At 62.2% G+C, this 6416-nt stretch carries 4 protein-coding genes; 1 reads left to right on the forward strand and 3 read right to left on the reverse strand.

Annotation, left to right across the window (positions count from 1 at the left end; translation table 11 throughout):
* Positions 1-40 precede the first annotated feature (40 nt).
* From CBW22_RS12545 to CBW22_RS12555, 3 genes are all read right to left on the reverse strand, one after another.
* Positions 41-979 (reverse strand): ABC transporter substrate-binding protein, encoded by a 939-nt coding sequence (locus CBW22_RS12545; protein WP_058757358.1) that lies wholly within the window; start codon positions 977-979, stop codon positions 41-43.
* Between the two features lie 285 nt (positions 980-1264).
* Positions 1265-2248, reverse strand: coding sequence for an ABC transporter permease subunit (locus CBW22_RS12550; protein ID WP_021509811.1), 984 nt, complete (start codon positions 2246-2248; stop codon positions 1265-1267).
* A gap of 10 nt (positions 2249-2258) precedes the next feature.
* Entirely contained in the window at positions 2259-3764 is a 1506-nt protein-coding gene (locus CBW22_RS12555; protein WP_088516819.1) for a sugar ABC transporter ATP-binding protein, read from the reverse strand.
* 144 nt (positions 3765-3908) lie between these two features.
* Here CBW22_RS12555 and CBW22_RS12560 point away from each other — a divergent pair.
* Positions 3909-6416, forward strand: a 2508-nt coding sequence (locus CBW22_RS12560; RefSeq protein ID WP_088516820.1) for an ATP-binding protein, incomplete at its 3' end; no start/stop codon positions are given.

The following is a 6416-nucleotide window of genomic DNA, read 5'->3' on the forward strand; positions in this document are numbered from 1 at the left end:
GCGTCGCGGCGCGCAGTGTGCACCGCGACGCCCGTGTGGCTTATTTCACCGTCCAGCCTTTGTAGCTGCTGACATTGTTACGATCGATCAGCGTTACCGGAATCAGCACCGGCTTATCCGGCGCTGGCTTGCCCTGCAGGATGTCATAGCCAATCTCAACCGCTTTGGCCGCCATCACCTGCGGATCCTGGGCAGGTGTCGCGACAAACAGCGAGCCTTTGCGCTTCAGCGCCTCTTCGCCGTCTGGCGATCCATCGACGCCGACGATAAAGAATTCGCTACGCTGCGCCTGTTTCGCCGCCAGATCGGCACCGATAGCGGTAGGATCGTTGATGGCGAACACGGCATCAATCTTCGGATTGGCCGACAGCAGACCGGTCATCACTTCCAGTCCGCCTTCGCGACTGCCTTTGGCGTTCTGGTTGTAAGAGAGCAGTTTGATATCCGGGTGGGTTTTCAGCTCATTCATGCAGCCTTCCACGCGGTTCTGCACCGCTGACACCGGTGGTCCGTTGATGATAACCACGTTGCCTTTGGCTTTCAGGCGGTCGGAGATGTATTTACAGGCCATGGCCCCGGCCTGGGTGTTGTCAGAGGTGATGGTGGCATTGGCACCATCCGCGGCCACGTCTACCGCCACCACCACGATGCCGGCATCACGCGCACGCTTCACCGCCGGCGCGATGCCTTTGGAGTCAGCGGCGTTGAGGATGATCATGTCCACTTTAGCGGCAATGAAGTTGTCAATCTGCGCTACCTGCTGGCCAAGATCATAGCCGCTGGAGACCAGCGTCACGTTGACCTTATCGCCCGCCAGCTGACGCGCCTTGAGCTCCGCCCCTTTGGTGATCTGGACGAAGAACGGGTTAGCCAGATCGCCCACCGTCACGCCGATGGATTTCAGTTCTTTGGCCTGCACAAATGGCGCACTGAACAGTGTCGCGGCCAGCAGTCCGGTGATAATCGGATTAAAACGCATAGTCGATGTTCTCCTGCTTTTTTGGTTTTATGCCCTGATTGCCTTTGCCCTCACCCTGGCCCTCTCCCGCCCGCGGGAGAGGGAACCGTTCTGCGTGGTGTTCAGGTGAAGCACTTGTTTTCTAAATCTTCCCTCCGGACAGCCCCCTCTCCCGCCCGCGAGAGAGGGAACCGTTCTGCGTGGTGTTCAGGTGAAGCACTTGTTTTCTAAATCTTCTCTCCGGACAGCCCCCTCTCCCGCAAGCGGGAGAGGGTTGGGGTGAGGGCCAAAGCCAGCGCCCGCCCCTCACCCCACGTGATGCCGCGTACGGTACTTATCGATCAGCACCGCAATGATGATCACCCCGCCCTTAATCACCAGCTGCCAGAAGTACGACACGCCCATCAGCGTCATGCCGTTGTTCAGCGTGGCGATAATCAGCGCGCCAATCAGCGTGCCGGTAATGGTGCCAATGCCGCCGACAAAGCTGGTCCCGCCCAGAATCACCGCGGCGATCGCGTCCAGCTCATAGCCCACGCCAAGGTTGCCGTTAGCGCTGTACAAGCGCGATGCGCTCATCAGGCCACCCAGCCCGGACAGCAGGCCGCTCATGGCGTAGACAAACACCAGCACCGCACCCACTTTGATGCCGGTCAGGCGCGCTGCCTGCATGTTGCCGCCCACCGCATAGATGTGCACGCCAAGCGTGGTGCGGCGCAAAATAAACCAGCACAGCGCAATCACCGCAAAGGCAATGATAATCAGCCACGGAATCGGTCCGAGATAACCGTTGCCTATCCACTCAAAGTTGATGTCCGAATTGATCACCGTGGTGCCGTTAGCCAGCAGATAGGCCGCCCCGCGCAGCGCGGTATAGGTGCCCAGCGTGACGATAAACGGCGGCAGGCCCGCCCAGGCGACCAGAATGCCGTTGAACAGCCCCATGATCAGCCCGGCTCCGAGCGCGGCCGGGATGGTCAGCCCGGCAAACGCCGGATCGAGTGACACCACCATCGCCACCACCGCCGTGGTACCCAGCATTGAGCCAACCGACAGGTCAATGCCGCCGGTGAGAATGACAAACGTCATGCCCGCCGCCAGCACAATGTTGATGGAGGCCTGACGCGTGATATTCAGCAGGTTAGCTTCGGTAAAAAAGTTCGGGGCGACAAAGCCAAATACCGCCACGATCAGGATCAGAATCGGCAAGATACCCACGGTTTGCAGCAGGTCACTCATCAACGCACGTTTTAGCGTTGGACTTTTTACGCGTGCGGTTTCACTGGTCATTCCCGTCTCCTCAGGCCTGGACCGGCTGCGCGCCGGTGGCCAGTGTCATTATGTTTTCCTGGCTAATCTGCTCGCCGCTCAGCTCGCCGGCGATGGTGCCTTCGCGCATCACGTATACGCGGTCGCTCATGCCCACCACTTCCGGCAGCTCGCTGGAGATCATCAAAATCGCCACGCCCTGCTGCGCCATCTGGTTCATCATGCGGTAGATTTCACTCTTGGCGCCGACATCCACGCCGCGCGTCGGCTCATCCAGAATCAGGATGCGCGGCGCTATCGATACCCAGCGCGAAATCAGCAGTTTCTGCTGGTTGCCGCCGGATAAGCCGCCAGCGCGCACCTGGGCGTGCGGCACGCGGATATTCAGCGACTGAATCGCCTCGCTGGCGATCTTCTGCCCTTTGCGCCGGTTAAGCAGGCCGTAGCTGGCATCGCGCTCAAGCGTGGCCATCACGATATTTTCCTGCGCCGCCAGTTCCAGAAACAGCCCCTGCTCTTTGCGGTTTTCGGTCAGGAAACCGATGCCGCGCGCAATGGCCTCTCGCGGCGAGTGAATCTGCACTTTTTCACCGTCGATCCAGATTTCCCCGCCGGCTGGCTGATGCACGCCAAAAATCAGCTGCGCCAGCTCGCTGCGGCCAGCACCGACCAGTCCGGCCAGTCCGACGATCTCCCCGGCGCGCACCGCCAGGCTGCAGGGATGCACTTTGCGGTTGGCGGTCAGATGATTTACCGCCAGGCGAATTTCGCCGAAGGTAATGGCGCGATCTTTGTTGAACAGATCGCTGAGCGGACGGCCAACCATCATGCGCACCAGTTCGCTGGCGTTCAGCTGTTCGCGCGTCAGGCTGCCGACGTACTGCCCGTCGCGCAGCACGCTGACGCGATCGGAGAGCTCATACACTTCTGCCATGCGGTGGCTGATGTAGATGATCGCCATGCCTTCGCTGCGCAGGCGTTTGATCAGCGCAAACAGCTGTTCGGTTTCGCGATTCGAGAGCGCAGCGGTGGGTTCGTCCATCACCAGGATGCGGCTGTTGCGATGCAGCGCGCGGGCAATTTCCACCTGCTGCTGCTCGGCGATGCTCAGGCGGCTCACCAGATCGGTGGCGCTGAACTGCGCGCCAAGTCGGTTAATCACCTGCTGCGCTTCTTCCGCCATCTGGCGACGCTTCACCAGCCCGCCACGGGAAATTTCACTGCCGAGAAAGATGTTTTCCGCCACCGTCAGATTCGGTGCCAGGTTGATTTCCTGATAAATCAGGGTGATCCCTGCCGCCAGCGCCTCCTTCGGGCCCCGGATGGCGTAGGGTTGACCATCGATAAGAATTTCCCCGCTGCTGGCGGTATACGCGCCGGCCAGAATCTTCATTAAGGTACTTTTACCGGCACCGTTTTCGCCCATCAGCGCGTGCACTTCACCCGGCCAGACGGTCAGGTCGACGCCTTTCAGCGCATAGAAGCTGCCGAAGCGCCGGGTAATTGCCCGCATTTCTAATATCGGTGTCGCCGCCATCTTCAGGCTCCTGCTGCCAGTGGATAGCCGCGAGTTAAGCAACGCCAGATAAATGGAAAATGTCAGACGCCGTTCATATTTGTCATATTGCGCTCCGGCCGCGCTTCTATACTCGCCGGAGTTGAGCGGTAAGGAGCGGCAGCAATGAGTCACAGTCTGCACTGGCACGCCGGCGCGCGCGGGCGCCTGCTGATGTTTAACCTGCTGGTGGTGAGCGTTACGCTGGCGGTGAGCCTGGTGGCTATTTTCGGTTTTCGCCACGCCGGTCACATTCAGGAGCAGGCACAGGCACAAACGCTGGCCGATATGAACGGCAGCCTGGCGCTGGCGCGTGATACGGCCAATGTCGCCATCGCCGCGGTGCGGCTGGCGCAGGTGGTGGGCGCGCTCGAATACCAGAGCGAATCGGCGCGACTGCAGCAGACCCAGCAGGCGCTGCAGCAGTCGCTGAGTCAGCTGGCCAGCGCACCGCTGGCCGCACAGCAGCCGGCGCTGCTGGCACGCATCCGCGAGCGCAGCCAGATGCTGGAGCAAAGCATCAGCCAGCTGCTGCTGGAGGGGCATCAGCGCCATTTACAGCGTAACGTGATGCTCAGCGGCCTGTGGCAGGCACAGTTGCTGCTCAACCGTATCGACCTGCTGGCCAGCGACGGTGCGTTTCTGCCGCTGCGCCAGCAGACGGCCGCGCTGTTAACCGTGGCAATTCAGTCCGCCACGCCGCAGGCTGCAGTGCAACAGCTGAACAGTGTGCTGCCGATCTGGTCTGCGCTGCCGCTGCAGGGCGTACTGGCGATGCAGCGCGCGCGGCTGGTCAGCACCAGCCAGCAGCTGCTGCCGGTGGCCGGTCAGCTGGAGCAGAGTGACATCGCCATCGCCTACGCCACGTATCGCATCAAGGCGCTGGTGGCGATGCTCAACGAAGACATCACCCACTACGTTCAGCTGGTAGCGCAGCAGAGCGATGCGCGCAGCGCCACCGCCCACCAGGAACTGGATTCAATCATCGGTTTCATCGGTCTGTTTATGCTGCTGGCGCTGCTGATTACCGGTTACGCCGGTTACTACATCTACCGCAATCTCGGTTCCAGCCTTACCGCCATCGCGCACGCCATGACGCGGCTGGCGCAGGGGGAGAAAAGCGTCAGCGTGCCCGGCCTGGCACGGCGCGATGAGCTGGGCGATCTGGCGCGCGCCTTTAACGTGTTCGCCCGCAACACCGCTTCGCTGGCGCACACCTCGCAGCTACTGAAAGAGAAAAGTAACCAGCTGGAATCGACCTTCCTCGCCATGCGCGACGGCTTCGCGCTGTTTGATAACAGCGGTCAGCTGGTGGTGTGGAATGCGCAGTACGCCGAACTGCTGGGCTTCGCGCCGCGCGAGCTGCATCGCGGCATGCACTATCAGCGTTTGCTCGATCGCGTCGATGTGCAGCTCAGCAGCCTGCACGACGCGCAGGAAGTCAGGTTGCCGGATGGCCGCACGCTGGAACTGCGCTTCAGCCCGGTACCGCGGCGCGGCATGGTCAACACGGTGCTGGAGCGCACCTCGCGTAAGGCGCTGGAAGCGGCACTGCTGCACAGCCAGAAGATGAAAGCGGTCGGTCAGCTGACCGGCGGCCTGGCGCACGATTTCAATAATTTGCTGGCGGTGATCATCGGCAGCCTGGCGCTGACCGTCGATCAGCTGCCGCCCGGCACGCTGGCCAGCCGCATTGAGCGCGCGCGGCTGGCCGCCGATCGCGCCGCACAGCTGACGCAGCGCCTGCTGGCCTTCTCACGCAAACAGGCGCTTTATCCGCGTGCCGTTGCGGTGGTGGAGCTGGTGGAAAATCTGCAGTCGCTGTTGCAGCACTCCCTGCTGCCCGGCCAGCATCTGGTGGTGGATGCGCAGCGCCCCGGCTGGCCGGCGTGGATTGATGCCGGCCAGCTGGAGAACGCCCTGATGAATCTGGTGGTGAACGCGCGCGATGCCATGGAGCGCCAGAGCGGCGAGATCCGCCTGCGCATCTGGAATCAGCGGATTCAGGAGGCCGATGGCAAGCGCGACCGCGTCACCATTGAAGTGATTGACCACGGCTGCGGCATGTCCGCCGAGGTGCGGGAACAGGTGTTTGAACCCTTCTTCACCACCAAAGCCACCGGTAGCGGCAGCGGGCTGGGGCTGTCGATGGTGTACGGATTTGTGCGCCAGTCCGGCGGACAGATCGAACTGGAGACCGCGCCGGGCCAGGGCACCACGGTGCGTCTGCTGCTGCCGCGCGCGCCGGAAGCCGCGCAGCCGCTGGTGAGCGCGCCGGTGCTGACGCCGCGTGCCAGCCGCGATCGCCTGATACTGGTGCTGGATGACGAGCCGGCGGTGCGCCAGACGCTGTGCGAACATCTGCATCAGCTGGGTTATCTGACGCTGGAGTGTGCTGACGGCGAGAGCGCGCTGACGCTGCTGCGCCAGACGCCGGATATCGATCTGCTGATCAGTGACCTGATGCTGCCGGGCGCCCTGAACGGTGCGGATGTGATTCGTCAGGCACAGCAGCAGTGGCCACAACTGGCCACCCTGTTGATCAGCGGTCAGGATCTGCGCCAGACGCCGGTGACGCTGCCGCTGTGTGAACGGCTGGCGAAACCCTGGCAGCAGGCGCAGCTGGTGCAGGCG

The sequence above is a fragment of the Pantoea sp. VS1 genome (assembly GCF_002207995.1).
GTDB classification, from domain to species: domain Bacteria; phylum Pseudomonadota; class Gammaproteobacteria; order Enterobacterales; family Enterobacteriaceae; genus Pantoea; species Pantoea dispersa.

What these genes read in the sequence shown, in the direction of transcription:
- CBW22_RS12555 (WP_088516819.1), bottom strand. Translation starts at nt 3,764, where the DNA reads ATGGCGGCGACACCGATATTAGAAATGCGGGCAATTACCCGGCGCTTC.
- CBW22_RS12550 (WP_021509811.1), bottom strand. Translation starts at nt 2,248, where the DNA reads ATGACCAGTGAAACCGCACGCGTAAAAAGTCCAACGCTAAAACGTGCG.
- CBW22_RS12545 (WP_058757358.1), bottom strand. Translation starts at nt 979, where the DNA reads ATGCGTTTTAATCCGATTATCACCGGACTGCTGGCCGCGACACTGTTC.